General features: G+C 72.3%; 16 protein-coding genes and 1 pseudogene. 8 read left to right on the plus strand and 9 right to left on the minus strand.

Annotated elements, in window-relative coordinates:
* The 3 genes from ACLF5H_RS36970 to ACLF5H_RS36980 form a co-directional block, all read right to left on the minus strand.
* The coding region (locus ACLF5H_RS36970; RefSeq protein ID WP_421680367.1) for a DEAD/DEAH box helicase at positions 1-1,429 on the minus strand (1,429 nt) is incomplete at its 3' end.
* A 260-nt stretch (positions 1,430-1,689) separates the two neighbouring features.
* Positions 1,690-1,893 carry a cold-shock protein gene (locus ACLF5H_RS36975; RefSeq protein ID WP_003969786.1) on the minus strand — a complete coding sequence of 68 codons (204 nt, stop codon included), beginning with the start codon at positions 1,891-1,893 and terminating at the stop codon, positions 1,690-1,692.
* A 231-nt stretch (positions 1,894-2,124) separates the two neighbouring features.
* Entirely contained in the window at positions 2,125-2,463 is a 339-nt protein-coding gene (locus ACLF5H_RS36980) for a MerR family transcriptional regulator (protein ID WP_421680368.1), read from the minus strand.
* A gap of 285 nt (positions 2,464-2,748) precedes the next feature.
* Here ACLF5H_RS36980 and ACLF5H_RS36985 point away from each other — a divergent pair, with 285 nt between their 5' ends.
* The gene (locus tag ACLF5H_RS36985; RefSeq protein ID WP_421680369.1) at positions 2,749-3,552 is read left to right on the plus strand and encodes an HAD family hydrolase; all 804 of its coding nucleotides are present in this window, start codon (positions 2,749-2,751) and stop codon (positions 3,550-3,552) included.
* A 157-nt stretch (positions 3,553-3,709) separates the two neighbouring features.
* Here the strand turns inward: ACLF5H_RS36985 and ACLF5H_RS36990 are convergent, their stop codons facing one another.
* The 5 genes from ACLF5H_RS36990 to ACLF5H_RS37010 all read right to left on the minus strand — a co-directional run bounded on the left by ACLF5H_RS36990 (position 3,710) and on the right by ACLF5H_RS37010 (position 7,796).
* Positions 3,710-3,901: a hypothetical protein gene (locus ACLF5H_RS36990; RefSeq protein WP_421680370.1), complete on the minus strand. Its 192-nt coding sequence runs from the start codon at positions 3,899-3,901 to the stop codon at positions 3,710-3,712.
* A 121-nt stretch (positions 3,902-4,022) separates the two neighbouring features.
* Entirely contained in the window at positions 4,023-5,099 is a 1,077-nt protein-coding gene (locus ACLF5H_RS36995) for a 3-oxoacyl-ACP synthase III family protein (protein ID WP_421680371.1), read from the minus strand.
* A gap of 43 nt (positions 5,100-5,142) precedes the next feature.
* Positions 5,143-6,036 (minus strand): hypothetical protein, encoded by an 894-nt coding sequence (locus tag ACLF5H_RS37000; RefSeq protein ID WP_421680372.1) that lies wholly within the window; start codon positions 6,034-6,036, stop codon positions 5,143-5,145.
* Positions 6,037-6,226: 190 nt separating this feature from the next.
* Positions 6,227-6,856, minus strand: a complete 630-nt coding sequence (locus ACLF5H_RS37005; protein ID WP_421680373.1) for a hypothetical protein — start codon at positions 6,854-6,856, stop codon at positions 6,227-6,229.
* Positions 6,857-6,962: 106 nt separating this feature from the next.
* A complete protein-coding gene (locus tag ACLF5H_RS37010; RefSeq protein ID WP_421680374.1) occupies positions 6,963-7,796 on the minus strand; it encodes an AfsA-related hotdog domain-containing protein in 834 nt (277 codons plus the stop codon).
* Positions 7,797-8,020: 224 nt separating this feature from the next.
* Here ACLF5H_RS37010 and ACLF5H_RS37015 point away from each other — a divergent pair, with 224 nt between their 5' ends.
* The 7 genes from ACLF5H_RS37015 to ACLF5H_RS37045 all read left to right on the plus strand — a co-directional run bounded on the left by ACLF5H_RS37015 (position 8,021) and on the right by ACLF5H_RS37045 (position 13,952).
* Complete coding sequence (locus tag ACLF5H_RS37015; RefSeq protein WP_421680375.1) at positions 8,021-8,623, plus strand: TetR/AcrR family transcriptional regulator; 603 nt, start codon at positions 8,021-8,023, stop codon at positions 8,621-8,623.
* A gap of 260 nt (positions 8,624-8,883) precedes the next feature.
* Positions 8,884-9,684 carry an SDR family NAD(P)-dependent oxidoreductase gene (locus ACLF5H_RS37020; RefSeq protein WP_421680376.1) on the plus strand — a complete coding sequence of 267 codons (801 nt, stop codon included), beginning with the start codon at positions 8,884-8,886 and terminating at the stop codon, positions 9,682-9,684.
* Between the two features lie 78 nt (positions 9,685-9,762).
* Positions 9,763-9,993: a tautomerase family protein gene (locus tag ACLF5H_RS37025; RefSeq protein ID WP_421680377.1), complete on the plus strand. Its 231-nt coding sequence runs from the start codon at positions 9,763-9,765 to the stop codon at positions 9,991-9,993.
* A 54-nt stretch (positions 9,994-10,047) separates the two neighbouring features.
* The gene (locus ACLF5H_RS37030; protein ID WP_421680378.1) at positions 10,048-11,481 is read left to right on the plus strand and encodes an MFS transporter; all 1,434 of its coding nucleotides are present in this window, start codon (positions 10,048-10,050) and stop codon (positions 11,479-11,481) included.
* A gap of 206 nt (positions 11,482-11,687) precedes the next feature.
* Complete coding sequence (locus tag ACLF5H_RS37035) at positions 11,688-13,280, plus strand: acyl-CoA carboxylase subunit beta (RefSeq protein WP_421680379.1); 1,593 nt, start codon at positions 11,688-11,690, stop codon at positions 13,278-13,280.
* Positions 13,277-13,477, plus strand: a complete 201-nt coding sequence (locus tag ACLF5H_RS37040; RefSeq protein WP_421680380.1) for an acyl-CoA carboxylase subunit epsilon — start codon at positions 13,277-13,279, stop codon at positions 13,475-13,477. The genes ACLF5H_RS37035 and ACLF5H_RS37040 overlap by 4 nt, the downstream gene beginning before the upstream one ends.
* A gap of 22 nt (positions 13,478-13,499) precedes the next feature.
* The gene (locus ACLF5H_RS37045; protein ID WP_421680381.1) at positions 13,500-13,952 is read left to right on the plus strand and encodes a MerR family transcriptional regulator; all 453 of its coding nucleotides are present in this window, start codon (positions 13,500-13,502) and stop codon (positions 13,950-13,952) included.
* Here ACLF5H_RS37045 and ACLF5H_RS37050 read toward each other — a convergent pair.
* A pseudogene (locus ACLF5H_RS37050) lies at positions 13,892-14,276 on the minus strand (oxidoreductase); the annotation flags it as partial. The gene ACLF5H_RS37045 and the pseudogene ACLF5H_RS37050 overlap by 61 nt on opposite strands.

Raw genomic sequence — 14,276 nt, forward strand, 5'->3', positions numbered from 1 at the left:
CGCCGCCCTGGCCCCGGCCCCGGCCACGGCCCCGGCGGCGGCCGGAGCCCTCGCCGTTCTCGCGGCGGTCGTCGGCCGGTGCGGCGAGGACGACCGGTATGCCGGAGGGCGTCCGGGCGCCGGTGATGCGCTGGAGCTCGTCCTCGCCGGGGCGCACCCGCGCGGTGCTCGGGGTGATGTCGGCGTCGGCCATCAGCCGGTCCATCGCGCGCCGCTGGTGCGGCAGCACGAGGGTGACGACGGTGCCGGACTCGCCCGCGCGGGCGGTACGGCCGCCGCGGTGCAGATAGTCCTTGTGGTCGGCCGGGGGATCGACGTTCACGACGAGGTCGAGGCCCTCGACATGGATGCCCCGGGCGGCGACGTTGGTCGCCACCAGGGCCGTGACCTGGCCGTTCTTGAACTGCGCCAGCGTACGGTCGCGCTGCGGCTGGGACTTGCCGCCGTGCAGGGCCGCGGCGCGTACCCCGACGGACAGCAGGTGCTTGGCCAGCCGGTCCGCCGCGTGCTTGGTGTCCAGGAACATGATCACGCGCCCGTCGCGGGCGGCGATCTCGGTCACGGCGTCGTGCTTCTCGGTGTCCCGCACCTGGAGCAGGTGGTGCTCCATCGTGGTGACCGCGCCGGCCGACGGGTCGACCGAGTGCACGACCGGGTCGTGGAGGTAACGCCGCACCAGGAGGTCGATGTTGCGGTCCAGGGTGGCCGAGAACAGCAGCCGCTGCCCACGGGCCGGGACCTGGTCGAGCAGCGCGGTCACCTGCGGCATGAAGCCCATGTCGGCCATCTGGTCCGCCTCGTCGAGGACGGTGACGGCGACGTGGTCGAGACGGCAGGCGCCGCGGTCGATCAGGTCCTTGAGGCGGCCGGGCGTGGCGACCACGACCTCCGCACCGGCGCGCAGCGCGCTGGTCTGGCGGCCGATGGACACACCGCCGACCACGGTGGCGAAGCGCACATGCAGGGCGCGGGCGTACGGGGCGAGCGAGTCGGTGACCTGCGTGGCCAGTTCCCGGGTCGGTACGAGGACCAGGGCGAGGGGCTGCTTGGGCTGGGCCCGCTGCCCTTCCAGCCGGGCCAGCACCGGCAGGCCGAAGGCGAGCGTCTTGCCCGAGCCGGTACGGCCCCGGCCCAGGACGTCCCGGCCCGCGAGCGCGTTCGGCAGGGTGGCCGCCTGGATCGGGAAGGGCACGCTCACGCCCTCGTCGACCAGTGCCTTCAGCAGTCGCTCGGACATGTCGAGCTCGGCGAACGCCTCGACCGCGGGCAGCGGCTCGGTGACCGTGGTGGGCAGGGCGAACTCCTGCCGACGCGCGGCGGGCCGGGCGCTCTGACCGGTCTTGCGGCTGGTGCCGGGACGGGGGCGCGCGGACCTGCGGGGGGCGCGGAGGTCACCGGTGGTGCCGTTGGTGCGACGGGTGCGGTTCATGGGGGAACCTTCCTCGATGCGGCGTATCGAGGAATTCCGTCCGGCGGTGCCGACCGCGCGAGGATTCGCAAGAATGAGCCGAAGAAATGGTGAAGAACCGGGCCGCTCTCGGCGGCGGAGACGTCCGCCTTGGCGCTGGAGTCGTCCAGGAAAAGGCGAGGGCCCGGAAAAAGACAATGAGCTGGGGCCCGCACCCCGAGAGCGCGGGCCCCAGCCTCATGATGTGCGAGCCGCTCGGCTCGCGACGACGCGTGTCAGCGTCAGGCGGGAACGATGTTCTCGGCCTGGGGGCCCTTCTGGCCCTGCGTGACGTCGAAGCTGACCTTCTGGCCTTCCTGAAGCTCACGGAAGCCGGAGGTCGCGATGTTCGAGTAGTGGGCGAACACGTCAGCGCCGCCGCCGTCCTGCTCGATGAAGCCGAAGCCCTTTTCCGAGTTGAACCACTTCACGGTGCCAGTTGCCATGTGAATCTCCCTTTGGGGGCAGTGCCGGACTTCGCACCTTGCGAAGCCGAGTCGCCGCTGTGATCACCCCTCCGGAAAGATCCGGAAAGCTCTGCAAAGAAAAAATTCTCTGGCAACCAAAACTGCAACGCCTATCACGCTAACACACGTTGCCTGGCGGCGCCCGAGGGGTTTTCCGGCCGTCCGGCCAATTCTGTCTCCATCGCGCTCAGCGATCCTGCAACGGCCGGACTAGATATCGATACCGCGCGCGTCCAGCTTTTGGCGCATGTCCCGGTTCAGCCGGTGGGCGTCCGCGAGCTGGTCCTCCAGGGAGACGATGCGGCACGCGGCCTCCACGGGAGTGCCCTGGTCGACCAGCTCCCGGGCGCGGGCGGCGATGCGCAGCTGCCGGCGGGAGTACCGGCGGTGGCCGCCCTCCGAGCGCAGCGGGGTGATCAGTCCGGCCCTGCCCACGGCCCGCAGGAAGGCGGGGGTGAGGCCGAGAACGGCGGCGGCCCGGCCCATGGTGTAGGCGGGGTAGTCGTCGTCGTCCAGGTTGCCGACGCCGGGGGTGTTCTCAGCGGGCATGACACCTTCGTCGTTCCGGGGACTGCGGCGAGGAGTCCGACGCCCGCCCTGCACGGATCCGGCACCGACCGCCTCGTAGGTCCACATTAATGCCGCTGGACGAGGACATGTGTCTCGGCCGTGACAAATTTTCGCGCGCGGCGGACCGGGCCGGTCGTACGGATCCGCCGCGGGGCCCGGCTCTGCGAAACACCCTTCTGGCGCACGTGTCGAAGTGATACCTTCGCGAAGGAATTTTTATCTGTGCCCGGCACCGCGCCGGGCCCCGAGGGGGAGGTTCCGACGATGACGGTGCTGGCAGGAACGGGGAGCACGGTGCTGGCCGAAGACCTGGGGCGGCCCGCCCATCTGGTCTTCTGCGACGTCGACGAGACGCTGATCGACCGCAAGAGCATGTTCGACTTCCTGCGCTTCCGGCTGGTGCGGCGGCACGGGGACGCGGGGGAGGAGCGCTACGAGCGGATCGCCGGGGAGCTGCGGGAGCGGGCCGCGCGGGGCGCACGCCGCGAGGACGTGAACCGGGCCTACTACCGCGCCTACGCCGGGGAGAGCGTGGCCGAGACGGCCGACCTGGGCAGGGAGTGGTTCTCCCGCGCCGCCGCGGAGCCCGGGTTCTTCATCGCCGCCACCGCGGCCGAACTGGCCCGGCACCGGGCCGCCGGCGCCGAGATCGCGCTGGTCTCGGGGTCCTTCGCGCCGTGCCTCGATCCCATCGCGGAGCACATCGGCGCCCGGCACGTCCTGTGCAGTTCGCCCGTCGTGCGCGCGGGCCGCTACACCGGCGAGCTGACCGAGCCCGTGATCGGCGAGGGCAAGCGGGCGGCGGCACTGCGGCTGCTCGCCGCGTATCCCGGCGTCGACCCGCGCGACTGCTGGGCCTACGGCGACCACCCCTCGGACTTCCCCCTCTTCGACTGCGTCGGCCACCCGAGGGCCGTCGGCGCCGATCCCGTCGTACGGGGCTATGTCGCCCGGCGTGCCCGGCGGGCCGCCACCGCCGTCACCGGGAGCGCGCTCGCCTGCTGGTCCATGGGCCGCGACGAGTGCACCGAGGACTGCTCCGGAGCGTGCGGGCTGCCGCTCGGCTAGGGCCTCCCGTCGGATCACGCCGGGCTCGCGGGCCCTGGCACCGCGCCTCGTGGCGGAATCGACGCGATGGGGTTCCCCTCACGTCTGAAGGCGGCGGCGAACGCGTGGAGGGACGGTGGGCCGAGCCCCCGTCCCTTCACGCGTGTGCGGCGCCGCCTCAGTCGATGCCCCGGCAGATGTGCGGCTCCAGCCACGCGTCGTCCGCGTCGCCCGCGAGGCGCAGCACCGGTCTTCTCGCCTCCTGCCGGGCGGCCGGCGGGTGCCTCCGGCCGGTGTGCCGCGCGGCTGCCGGGCCGCCGCCCGTGCCGCCGTGCGGTCGGGGAGCGGAGGTGCTCGGCATCGTGGTCATCGTCTCTCCTGGGTGCTGGTGACGGTCTCGTCTGCTGCTCCGTGCTTCGGGGTCCGTGCTTCGTGGTCAGTGGCCCGTGGTCCGCGTTCCGTGGTCCGCGTTCCGTGGTGCTCCGCTTCCGCTACCTCGCTCCGGCCAGCGCGGGCTCCCGCACCGCTGCGGTCAGCCGGTCCCGGGCCGGGCGGGCGTGTGCGGTCGGGGCCCAGCGCAGCAGGGCCGAACCCACCGACATGCCCCCGCCGAACGCCGTCAGGACCGTCAGGTCGCCCTCGGTGAACAGGCCGCGCCGGTGCGCCACGTCGAGGGTGATCGGGACGGACGCGGCGCCGGTGTTGCCGTGGTGGGCCAGGGCCAGATGCATCCGCGCGGAGTCCAGGCCGAGGGCGGGCCAGACCTCGGCCAGCATCACGCCGTTGGCCTGGTGCGGGACGAGGTGCCGTACCGCGCGGGCCGGCACGTCCGCCTTGGCCAGCAGTTCGTGGATCGCGCCCGGCAGGTTCTCCTGGACGAAGCCGCGCACCCCGCGCCCGTCCATCGTGAACCAGTGGGCGCCCTCGGCGAGCGTGGCCGCCGACGCCGGGCGCCTGCTGCCACCGGCCGGCACGCTGATCAGCCCGTGCTGGTCGCCCCGTGTGGTCAGGCTGGTGGTGATGCCCCCGGTCCCGGCGGGCACCGGGCCGAGCACCACGGCGCCGGCGCCGTCGCCGAAGAGGATGGCGGTCCTGCGGTCGGCCGGATCCAGGATCCGGGAGTAGACGTCCGCGCCGATCACCAGGGCGTACGGTCCCTGCCCCGGGGCCTGGGGCTCCGCGCGCAGCATGCGTTCCGCCGCCGTCATCGCGAACATGAAGCCGCTGCACACGGAGTTGACGTCGAAGGCCGCGGCGCGGCGGGCCCGGACGAGGTCGCTGACGATGGCCGCCGTGGCGGGCTGCGGGTGGTCCGGGGTGGACGTGGCGACGACGAGGTAGGAGATCTGGTCGGGTTCCAGGCCCGCCTGGGCCAGGGCGCGGCGGGCGGCGTGGGCGGCGAGGTCCGAGGTGGCCTCGTGCGGCGCGGCGCGGTGGCGGCGTCGTATGCCCGTCTTGCGCTCGATCCACTCGGCGGTCACGCCCGCCGCCGCGGCGACCTCCTCGTTGTGCGCGACGGTGGCGGGCAGGTAGGAGCCGGTGGCGATGATGCCGATCGGGTTGTTCATGGTTCCTCCCAGTTCAGGCGCTTCGACAGAGTGAGGACACAGGTCAGTTGGCCGGGGCGGTCGTGAACTCCCCGAAGCTCGGCCCCGTCAGCTTCAGCTGCGCGTGGATGTCGCCGCCGAGCCCGAAGTGGCCGATGGCGCCGCCGTAGTTCTGCTGGTAGCTCATCCACAGCACGACCACGTTGATCACCCGGTTCGCGCCCGGGGTGCCCGGCGCCGGGAAGGGGTTGGGCAGTGTGGCCCGGTAGTGGGCCATGCCGTTGCTGTCGCTGATGAACGCGTTCGGCACGCCGAGGGGCCCCGGGCGGGTCGGTCCCGCCGGGTCGAGGTCGTGCTCGCGCAGCGACATGACCGTGTAGAGGCTGTCCGGGATCAGACCGGTGAAGGCGAACGAGAAGTCGGCGGCGCGCCGGTGCGCCGGTACATGCACCTCCAACTGGCCGCGGGCCTTGGTCCATTGGCCCAGAGTGATCGGCTCCCGCACCTTCGGCCCGTCCTCCTCGCGCAGATCCGGGATGGGCGCGCCGTGCAGCGGATAGCTCGGGCGGCGCACGTCGTGCGCGTCGGGACGCTGCTCCGGGGCGAAGAGCATCGGGTAGTTGTTGCAGGGCAGCGGGAGGGGCAGGGTGTAGAGCTGGACCTGGGCGTCCGGTCCTGTCGGGTCGGCGAGGTCGAGCTCGCGGACGATGTCGTACGGCAGGTTGCCGCCCAGCGGCGGCAGCGGACTGCCGGGGGAGACGACGGCGCCGCCCCACTCGGAGACCGTGGTGCCGTCGGGCCCGGGGCGGTTGACCCGGCCGATGACGACGAAGTCGCCCCGCTCGTCGACGATCTCGCTCGGCGGGTACAGCGGGCCCTGGGTGGTGACGCTGAGGTCGTAGGTACGGGTCATGGGGGCGGCCGCGTCAGCGGTGGCGGCCACGGGTGCGACGGTCATGGCGGGTACTCCTTACGGGGGCCGGTCGGGGCCGGTCGGGGCCGGTCGGGGCCGGTCGGGGCCGATCTGGGGCGGGGCCGGGGCACACCGGTGGTCCGGGGCCGGTGGCGACGGCCGGTCGCGGGGACGCCTTGCGTGCGGGGCGCCCGCGACCGGCCGGGGGCGGAACGGGCCCTGGGCCCGGGTCGGTTCAGAGCGCGGTGACGCGCTCGTAGATGCGGGTGTACAGGCCGTTGTCGCCTCCGGTGATGTACGTGTCGCCGGCCTCGCGGACGATCTGCTGGTAGCGCGGGTCGGTGAAGGCCTCCAGGTACTTCGCCGGGTCGGCGTCGAAGCCGGACACGAACATCACCCCGGGCTCGGTGCTGGCCAGCGAGTGGAACGCCTGGAAGCTGCGCACCTCCTGCGAGGTGCGGACGACGTCGAAGATGGTCTCCTCGCGCCAGGCGCGGTACTGCCGGTAGACCCGCGGCACGACCTCGACGTGCCGCATCTGCACGTACCGGGTGTCGGGCAGGGCCCCGGCCGCCGGCTTGGGCGCCTCGACGAACTGGAGGATCTGGCGGCGGAAGTCGCCCTCACCCAGCGGGCCGACGGCCTCCCACAGCTTCCACCAGTCGGCGCGCAGCTCCTCCATCCGCTCGAACCCGTCCAGCGGGGCGAGTTCGAGGACGGAGTTGCTCTCCAGACCGCGGTAGAGGATGCGGCCCTCGAAGCCGGACGCGTCGTTGTGGCGCTGCCAGGACTCGGCGACGGCGTCGACCTGGTCGGGCTTGGCGAACAGCTCGGTGGCGGTGATGAGCGCGGCGGAAGCGGACATGACGGTTCTCCTCGGTGTGAGTGGTGCTGCGAAGGGTGCTGACGGGCGGTGCGAGACAGCTGAGGTGAAGGGCGTTGCGGTACAGCCGAGTTGAGGGGCGCCGGGCTCAGACGCCGACCAGCACCGGCTGACCGGCGGCCGGGTCCGCGCCGGCGGCCGCGGCCCCCGCCGCCGTGGCCGTCTGCGGCGCGGAGCGCATCGTGTGCTCGACGGCGAACCGCGCCCGGCGGTGCTCCTTGGCCTCGATGACCGGCGCGTCGAAGGCGGTGTAGGTCACGGTGGTGATCGAGGCGCGCCGACCGGCCTGGTGGAGGGAGATCTCCGCGGCGAAGGACAGCCGGTCCGGGTCGTCGAGTTCGGCGCGGAGCGTGTGGTAGACGATCGTGGCGTCGACCGGGAAGAGGAAGTTCTCGAAGCCGGTGTTCATCGACTCGATGACGTAGTAGTACGACCGGTCGAGATAGCGGGAGGCGTGATAGCGCTCGCTGACCGCCAGGAACATCTGCCGTGCCGCCTCCACGGCCACCATGCCCTGGACGTGTTCGCCGGTCTGGTGGTCGATGAGCAGCTCGTTGTCGTTGTGCACCCGCAGCGTCGCGGAGAACAGGTCCGCCCCGTCCCGCCGCAGGTCGGCTATGAGGGTGTTGCAGCTCAGGTGCTTGTGGGCCTCGCCCCGGCCGGCCAGCGACGGCGGCCGGAAGTCGAAGTCCAGGCGCGCGGTGAGGCCGAGGAGCTGGGCCTGGCCTCTGATGAGCTCCCGGTCCTCGGCGGTGACGCCCTGACCGGCGCGCACCCGGATCGGCTGGGCGTCCCAGGAGTACACCCCGAGGTGCATCTCCTCGATGAAGCCGGTGACGGTGAGGACGTCCTGCTGGGCGGCGAATCCGGCGAATCGGTCACCGACGAGCAGCAGGGTCCGGGGGGCGGCTGTGCTTGACATGCGTTTCTCCTTGAGGGAGCGGGGTCGCGCCCGAAGGGCGGTCCGCGGACGGGAGGAGCGTCGAACAGGTACAGCTGACGTACGGGGCCTGCCGCCTTTCCGCTCCGGAACTCCGGGGTGGCGGGGCCGATGGGAAGACCGTAGGGGACCCGGGCGGCGAGTGCAACCATCTAGTTGGTTTTTCTGAACTATCCAGTTGGTTTCCCGTGGACTAGGCTCGTTCCATGGCTGAGACACCCAAGGGACAGCAGACCCGCGCCAAGCTCCTGGAGGCCGCCGAGGCGGAGTTCTCCGAGCACGGTCTCGCGGGTGCGCGCGTGGATCGCATCGCGGAGCGCTCCGGCGTCAACAAGCAGCGGATCTATGCCTACTTCGGCAACAAGGAAGCCCTCTTCGCGGCGGTGATGAGCAAGGTCTACGCCCATATGTCGCAGGCCGTGCCCATCCCCGTCACCGAGGAGGGGCTGCGCTCCTACGTGGGCGAGGTCTTCGACTACCACCGCCGGTCCGACCTGGTGCGGCTGCTGGCCTGGGAGGGTCTGCACTACCGCGACAAGCCGATCCCGGACGAGAAGGAGCGCGAGACGTACTACGTCCACAAGACCGCCGCGCTGAGCCTCGCCCTCGGCGTCGACGATCCCGCGGTCGCGGCCCGGGTGCTGATCGCCCTGGTCGGTGTCGCGTCCTGGCCGTTCATCGTGCCGCAGCAGCGCCGGCTGATGCTGGGTCCCGACGGTGACACGGAGTCCGGGTGGGCGCTGCTGCGGGCGAGCGTCGTCGCCCACGGTCACTCGATCATCGACAACGTGCTCCAGGGGTCGCTCTGACCGGCGGCAACTGACGTACACGGCAAGGGAGTCCGGGTCTCACCGGGCTCCCTTTTTCGCTGCCCCCGGGCGGTGCGGGGGCGCCCGGAGGCAGAAAACCAACTAGATGGTTGCGCCTGCTTCCGAACCCCGCTACCTTCTTCATCACCAGCCCGGACGCGCTCCGCACGGACCGCCGGACTGTTCCGGCGTTTGTTCTGACGCACCCTCAATCACGGCTGCACGCACGGTGGTTGAGCCCTACGCGAAATGAGGACACCGTGGACACCAGCGCCCCCGCCCCCGCTCCCGTCATCGTCGTCAGCGGTGCCACCGGCGGCATGGGCTCGGCCGTGGCCGAGGAGCTCGCCCGCTCCGACGCCACCGTCGTGATGCTCGGCCGGGACGCGAACCGGCTGGAGCGGACCCGGGACGCGATCGACGCCCGCACCGGGGGCGCCGGGCGGCTCGTGACGTACGAGACCGACATCAACTCCACCGCCTCCGTCGACGCCTCCGTGGACGCGCTGGTCGCCGAGCTCGGCCGGGTGGACGGCCTGGTGCACACGGCCGGGGACGGCCCGCTGGCCCCGCTGGCCGAGGCCGTCGACGCGATGTGGCAGGCCACGTTCGACGCCAAGCTCATGGGCGCGGTCCGGCTCACCCGGGCGCTCGCCGGCCCCCTGGCCGCGGCGGGCGGCGGCTCGGTCGTCCTGGTCAGCGGGGTCTTCCGCAAGGACCCCGACCCGCTCTTCGTGGTGAACAGCGCGGTCAACGCGGCCCTCGCGGCCTTCGCCAAGGCCGTCTCCAAGGACCTCGGCCGCTCCGGTGTCCGGGTCAATGTGCTCGACCCCGGCGCCGTCCGCACCCCGCTGTGGGACGAGATCGCGAAGGCGATCGGCGAGCGCACCGGGGCCACCGCCGAGGAGGTCAGCGCCCAGGTGGCGGCCGGTACCCCCCTCGGCACCCTCGCGGAACCGGCCGATGTCGCCCGGCTCGCCGCCTTCCTGCTGTCCCCCGCCGCCCGGCACCTCACCGGCGCCGCGATCACCCTCGACGGCGGGGCGTCGGCCGGCCTGTAGCCGCCCGCCCCGCCCCCCCAGGACTTCCCGCACCGCCACCCGGTGCCGCAACCCCCTTACGACAGACGGAGCTTCGCCATGCCCATCCTCTCCATGACCACCTGGCCGAACCAGACCGACGAGAAGTGCCAGGAGCTCATCGAGGAGCTCACCGCCACGGTGCACCGCGTCATCGGGGCACCCCTCGACAAGATCACCGTCTTCATCCAGGAGATCCCGCAGAACCGCTGGGGCGAGGGCGGGGTCCTCGGCACGCACCCCGGGTTCGCCGAGCTCAGCCGCCGCCGCGCCGCGCCGGCCGACGCCTGACCGGCCCCGCCTCCGCCCCGCCCCCCAACCAGCCTTCAGCCAAGGAGAGTTCCCATGGCCATCCTGACCCGGTCCGCGCGGACCGACCGGATCCCGGTCGAACCGGCCGACGCGCCCTCGGCGCCGCGCTCCAGTTCCCCCACCACCGTCCTCGTGGCGGCCCTGCTCGCCTTCTTCGTCATCTCCCTCGACGGCTCGGTCGTCAACGTGGCCCTGCCGGCCATCTCGCACAGCCTCGGCGGCACGATGGCCGACCTCCAGTGGATCGTCGACGGCTACACCCTGATGTTCGCGGCGTTCATGCTGACCGCCGGCACTTTCTCGGACCGCATCGGCGCCAGCCGCGCCTACGCCTGGGGCCTCGCCGCCTTCACCGTGGCCTCCCTGGCCTGCGGCGTCGCGCCCAACCTCGGCACGCTGATCGGCGCCCGCATGGTGCAGGGCGGTGCCGCGGCCCTCATGGTCCCGGCCTCGCTCGCCCTGATCCGGCAGACCTACAGCGACCCCGGCAAGCGGGCGCGGGCCATCGCCATCTGGACCGCCGCCGGTTCCGTCGCGGTCGCCGTCGGACCGGTCGTCGGCGGCATGCTCACCAGCGGCCTGAGCTGGCGCGCGGTGTTCTACCTGAACCTCCCGGTGGGCGCGATCGGGCTCGCCCTGCTGACCCGCATCACCCCCTCGGCGCGCCGCTCGGCGCCGGTCGACCTGGTCGGCCAGCTGTCGATCGTGGCCTCCCTGGCCGGTCTGACGTACGCGGTGATCGAGGGCGGGCGCGCGGGCTGGACCAGCCCGGACGTGCTGGGCACGCTCGCCCTGGCCCTCGTCGCGGTCGCGGTGTTCGTACGGACGCAGTCGCGGCGCGAGCACCCGATGGTGCCGCTGAGCATCTTCAAGTCCCGTACGGTGCTGGTCTGCCTGGCGGCCGGCTTCACCATCAACGCGGTCTTCTACGGCGCCATCTTCCTGCTCGGCATGTACTTCCAGCAGGTGCGCGGCGCCTCCCCGGTCAGCACCGGCGCGATGTTCATCCCGATGTGCGCGCTGATCTCCATCGTCAACATGGCGGGCGTCAAGCTCGCCGCCCGCCGGGGCGCCTGGCTGCCGATGGCCATCGGGCAGCTGGTCATGACGGGCGGCTCGCTGCTGATGCTGACGGTCACCTCCCACACGTCGTACGTGATCCCGGTGCTGCTGCTGGTGCCGATCGGCCTGGGCGGCGGGTTCGCGGTGCCCTCGCTGACGGCGGCCATCCTGGAGAACATCGACGGCGAGCGGGCCGGTACGGCGGCCGCGGTGCTCAACACCTCACGCCAGGTGGGCAGTTGCATCGCGGTCGCGGCGTTCGGCGCGCTGATCGCGGACACCTCCCACTTCAAGCAGGGCATGGACACGAGCTTCGTGATCAGCGTCGTGATGCTGCTGACGACGGCCGCGGCGACGGTGCTGCTGCTCCGCAAGCGGGCCGACCGGCCCGTCGAGAAGTCCTAGGGGTGCCGGACGCACCCCTGGGGCGGCCGGGCGGCGTCACTTCCCCCGCCTGCCGCTCGGCCACGCGCGAAGGCCCCGGCCCGGGTTCACTCCCGGTGCCGGGGCCTTCGCCGTGCCCGGCCGGGGGCGCGGGGAGCCCGTCCGGTCTTCGCAAAGTAACTTTAAAATACCTTCACGAAGGAATTTTAAATGGGGATGATGGGGCCATGACCGTGATGGAAGAACGCGTCGTTCCCCCCGCCCCGCCCGACACCACCCGCTCCCGCCTCGCCGAACTGCGCGTCATCCGCGAGCTCGCGCACGAGGGCCCGGCCCCCGGAGGCGGTGACCAGCAGCACGCCCGGGGCAAGCTCACCGCCCGCGAGCGCGTCGAACTCCTGCTGGACGAGGGCTCGTTCACCGAGATCGAGCCGCTGCGCCGGCATCGCGCCACCGGCTTCGGCCTGGAGGCCCGCCGCCCCTACACCGACGGCGTGGTCACCGGCTGGGGCACCATCCACGGCCGTACCGTCTTCGTCTACGCGCACGACTTCCGCATCTTCGGCGGCGCCCTCGGCGAGGCGCACGCGGCGAAGATCCACAAGGTGATGGACCTCGCGCTGACCGCCGGTGCGCCGCTGGTCAGCCTCAACGACGGGGCCGGTGCCCGCATCCAGGAGGGCGTCTCGGCGCTCGCCGGTTACGGCGGGATCTTCACCCGCAATGTCGCAGCCTCCGGTGTGCTGCCGCAGATCAGCGTGATGCTGGGCCCCTGCGCGGGCGGCGCCGCCTACTCGCCCGCGCTCACCGACTTCGTCTTCATGGTCCGGGACATCGCGCAGATGTTCATCACGGGACCGGACGTCGTCCAGGCGGTGACGGGGGAGAAGGTCGACCACGACGGGCTCGGCGGCGCCGATGTGCACGCCGGGGTCTCCGGGGTGGCGGCCGGGGCCTACGACGACGAGGCGAGCTGCCTGGAGGACGTACGCCACCTGCTGTCGCTGCTGCCGTCCAACAACCGCGAACTGCCCCCGCGCGAGGAGCCGTCGGACGATCCGGAGCGGCGCTGCGAGGCCCTGCTCGACCTGGTGCCGGCCGAGCCGAACCAGGCGTACGACATCCACCGGGTGATCGAGGAGATCGTCGACGACGGCGACTTCTTCGAGGTGCAGCCCGCCTGGGCGGCCAACCTGGTGTGCGCGCTGGCCCGGCTGGACGGCCATGTCGTCGCGTTGGTCGCCAACCAGCCCGCGGCCACCGCCGGGGTGCTGGACATCGCCGCGTCCGAGAAGGGCGCGCGGTTCGTGCAGTTCTGCGACGCCTTCAACATCCCGCTGGTCACGCTCGTGGACGTGCCCGGCTTCCTGCCCGGCGTCGGCCAGGAGCACGCCGGCATCATCCGGCACGGCGCCAAGCTGCTGTACGCGTACTGCAACGCGACCGTACCGCGCGTCTCCGTGGTGCTCCGCAAGGCGTACGGCGGCGCGTACATCGTGATGGACTCCCGCTCCATCGGCGCCGATCTGGCGCTGGCCTGGCCCACCAACGAGATCGCCGTGATGGGCGCGGAGGGCGCCGCGAACGTCGTCTTCCGCCGGGAGATCGCCGCCGCCGAGGACCCGCAGGCGGTGCGGGCCCGTCGTATCGCGGAGTACAAGTCCGAGCTGATGCACCCCTATTACGCCGCCGAGCGCGGACTCGTCGACGATGTGATCGACCCGCGCGACACCCGGGCCGTGCTGATCCGCTCGCTGGCCATGCTGCGGGCCAAGCACGCCGACCTGCCCTCCCGCAAACACGGGAACCAGCCGGTATGAACGGCGCCCGGGAACCGTTCGTACGCGTGCTGCGCGGCACCCCGACACCCGAGGAACTCGCCGCCGCCACCGCCGTGTTGCTGGAACTGTCCCGCCGGGCTCCTGCGGAGGAGAAGCCCGCACCGGTCCGCCGCCCGGCCGACTGGCACCGGACCCCACCGAGCACGTACCGCGCCGCCACCTCGTGGCGCCGCTGACCCCTGAGACCGGAGGATCGCCATGTCCACGAGTTATCCCGACAACCGGCCCACCGCCTATGTGACGACCCACGCCGAGACGTACTCCCTGGAGGAAGTGGTCCGCATCAGCGGTCTCGACGCCGAGACACTGAACTGGTACGAGCGGCAGGGCCTGATCGAGGGCGCCGCACAGGACCCGTACGGCGGCCGCGCCTACAGCCCGGTCCATCTGCGCTGGCTGGAGTTCCTCAACCACCTGCGCAGCACCGGGATGCCACCGGCCGACATGAACCACTACGTCGAGCTGTACCGGGCGGGCGATCCGACCATCGCCGCCCGGCGGGAACTCCTGGAGGCCCACCGGGACCTGCTGCGGGCCCGGTCCGGCGACTTCGCCGCCACCCTGCGCTATCTCGACTGGAAGATCGGCTTCTACCGGGAGCGGGAGGCGGTGCTGCTCAGATCCATGGCGTCGAGCGCGGCGGAGGCGTAGGCGGCGGCCGCCGGTTCCAGGCGCAGCACGCCGTGCGAGGCGGCGGTGTGGACGTCCCGCCACAGCCGGGTCAGCTCCCCGCCGCCGTCGCGCAGATGGGTGCCGCCGGTGCGGAACACCCGCTCCACCGCGTCGGTGAGCAGTCCGGCGGCCGCGGCCGCGTCCCGCCGGTTGCCCGCGACGAGGGCCGGGGTGACCGGGTCGTCGTCGGCGCGCCGGACCGCCCGCTCCAGCAGCAGCCCGGCCGCGTCGACATGGGCCGAGGCCACCGCGAGCGTCTCGCGCACCGCCGCGCTCTCATGGTTGGGGCGCCCGCCGCCGGGC

The sequence above is a fragment of the Streptomyces sp. LaBMicrA B280 genome (assembly GCF_049222185.1).
Classification (GTDB): domain Bacteria; phylum Actinomycetota; class Actinomycetes; order Streptomycetales; family Streptomycetaceae; genus Streptomyces; species Streptomyces murinus.